Below are 2,661 nucleotides of genomic sequence, written 5' to 3' on the forward strand. Positions count from 1 at the left end.
ATGCTAGACGGTTAAATTCCATTTCGCTCAATAATTAAACTTTGAAGTGACTCGAAGCGACAGACGCAACTTTATGTTTGTTGCCGATTGATTGGAAAGGAGATAGCAGATCAGAGACACCAACCCGATTTTTGAACATTTCCTTGCTAATTTGTTAGAGCCATTCTTGGCATGTGCATGCTCAGAGCCCTTGCGGTAATGAGCCGGACTTACACAAGGATAAAATGATGAAAAAAATAACGTCACTGATGTTGGCGGCATCTGGCTTAGGGCTGATGATGCCTGTTGCGGCCAATGCTCATGGTTGGGTAGAGTTTCCAAGTGCAAGACAGAATACGTGTTATCTCGACGGCGGTTTTTGGGATAACAACATCCCTAACCAGGCTTGTCAGGCTGCTTACGATGAATCAGGAGCCTATCCATTTGTGCAGCGCAATGAGGTTGCGGCCAATGTTGCGAATTACAACGATATGGCTCATGTGAAAGCGACCGTTCGTGATGGCAGCCTCTGCTCTGCGGCCGACAGCGCCAAATCGGGTTTAGATATACCATCACCGTATTGGCAAAAGACGGCCATCACCCTCGATGCCAACAATCAAATCGAACTGGTGTTCAATGCAACAGCACCACACAATCCTTCATTCTGGGAGTTCTACCTGACCAAACCCGGATATGACCACAATGCGCCACTCACTTGGGATGATCTTGAGCTGGTGGATACGGCCGGGAATACTCAGGTTGGTGAGGATAAGCGTTATCGCTTCAAGGTTACTTTACCTGCTGGCCGCAATGGTGATGCCATTTTGTATACGCGCTGGCAACGCGAAGACCCGGCAGGCGAAGGCTTTTATAACTGTAGTGACATTACCTTCAGTGGTGATGGCAGCACGGGACCAACGGATCCAACCGATCCAACAGACCCGGCAGATAACCTGACGGCGTTGGGCTATTTTGTTTCTCAAGGTTTCGGCCCGGTTGAACCTGGAGATACCGTTCGTCTGCGTACGTTTGACGCAAGTGGGAGCGAAAACACGGACGTTAGCTTGCCAATCACTGCCAATAACACAGCGACCTGGTCTGCGGAGTTAGCAGCGCAATTCAATGAGAGTAAACAAGGCGAGTGGTTTATTGGCATTTGGCACGAAGAAATGAACCATTACATGTATGACACCGCTAACATTTATGCCAATCAAGTATTTGCGCCGGATGATTCCTACAGCTATCAAGTCTCACTCATCAAAGACGACACAACGCCGCCACCTCAGCCAGAAAATGCCTGGAGCGTGAGTGCAACGTATGTGGCGGGCGATGTGGTGTCGCATGCTGGCAGAGAGTGGACAGCGCAGTGGTGGACCCAGGGAGATGAACCCGGAACTACGGGAGAGTGGGGAGTTTGGCGCTAGACGTATTGGAATCGATAGATAAAAAAGAGGCTCAAAGAGCCTCTTTTTTAATGAGAATTACTTTTTATGAGATCGACTACTGAGCCAGTGGTTTTGCGGGACGCTCATTGTTTTTGGGAGAGTTCATCGCTAAGCCGAGTTGCTGCTGCTCTGCCACTCGTGCCATAAACAGCTGAATCTCAAGTTGCATTTCTTTTTTTTCTGCCCGGCTCAGTAGAATGTCCGATTTAGGAGATTTCAACTGATAGCGGTAACGTTCAAAATCAATCGCCTTCCCGTTACTCAGCAGCTCAAAATGCAGGTGGGGGCCTGTTGTTCTGCCAGTATTGCCAGTCAATCCGATCGGTTGACCTTTTTTGATGATCTGGCCTTTATGTACATAGCGTTTTGATAAATGCAGATAGCGAGTGGCGTAGCCGTTGCTGTGACGCACGGTAATATAGTTACCAGCGAACCGGTCGTAACGCGAAGCGATGACTTCACCAGAACCAATGCTCATCACAGGTGTACCAACGGGAGTCATGTAGTCTGTGCCGTGATGGGGAGTGACTCTGCGTGTGATCGGGTGCAAGCGATCTAAGTCAAAGCCTGAACTGATAGGAAAATGGACTGTGGTTGGTTGTAACAGAAATGCTTCTTCCTCAAGTGCGACGCCGTCTTGATTATAGAAGTGACCATTTTTATAACGCATAGCAAAAAACTGCTTGTCCTGATCTTTATAATAAAAAGCTCGGACCTTTGACGATTTAATATCATCAAACTCGACAGAAAATTCAGCGCCGTCTTCTGGAATGGTGACAAAGTTAAAATGTGAATTTAATGTACTGACTAAGGTACTGATTTCATAGGAACTCATTCCTGCATCCAGTGCGGAAATAAAAAAAGAGCCCTGAATATGCGCATTATATATTCTAAAACTGGACGTGACAGGGTGCTCTACGGAGATTGGCGGCTCTTCCAGAGGGGGAAGTCTCCAGGCTGCCGATGTGTCTGGTGCGGTACGCATGGACACGGAGTAAGTAAGGATCGTAATGAATAGCAGGGCAAAGCCAAGGTAGCAGGCTTTCGGAGAAGGCCTGAACTCACTTAACTCTGATAGCGTATTTTTGAGGTACTCAGTGTTCACCATCATAGATTTAGCCGATTCTGACGAATTAATTATTAGCGTTAACGCTTTATTTTTTGACTCGGAATTATGCACGTATGAGTCGTGGATTACAATCTGTAAGAAAAAAATATAAATTTTTTGCCTATAGTG

At 47.0% G+C, this 2,661-nt stretch carries 2 protein-coding genes; one reads left to right on the plus strand and one right to left on the minus strand.

Features of this window, described 5'->3' with window-relative positions; all coding sequences use genetic code 11:
- Positions 1 to 248: 248 nt before the first annotated feature.
- Positions 249 to 1,403, plus strand: a complete 1,155-nt coding sequence (locus CAG65_RS10695) for a lytic polysaccharide monooxygenase (protein WP_161453614.1) — start codon at positions 249 to 251, stop codon at positions 1,401 to 1,403.
- A 76-nt stretch (positions 1,404 to 1,479) separates the two neighbouring features.
- Here CAG65_RS10695 and CAG65_RS10700 read toward each other — a convergent pair.
- Positions 1,480 to 2,661 (minus strand): peptidoglycan DD-metalloendopeptidase family protein (locus CAG65_RS10700; protein WP_237668797.1); only part of this gene is annotated, 1,182 nt, incomplete at its 5' end.

Origin of the sequence: Vibrio sp. V39_P1S14PM300 (assembly GCF_009904765.1) — a bacterium.
Classification (GTDB): Bacteria; Pseudomonadota; Gammaproteobacteria; order Enterobacterales; family Vibrionaceae; genus Vibrio; species Vibrio proteolyticus.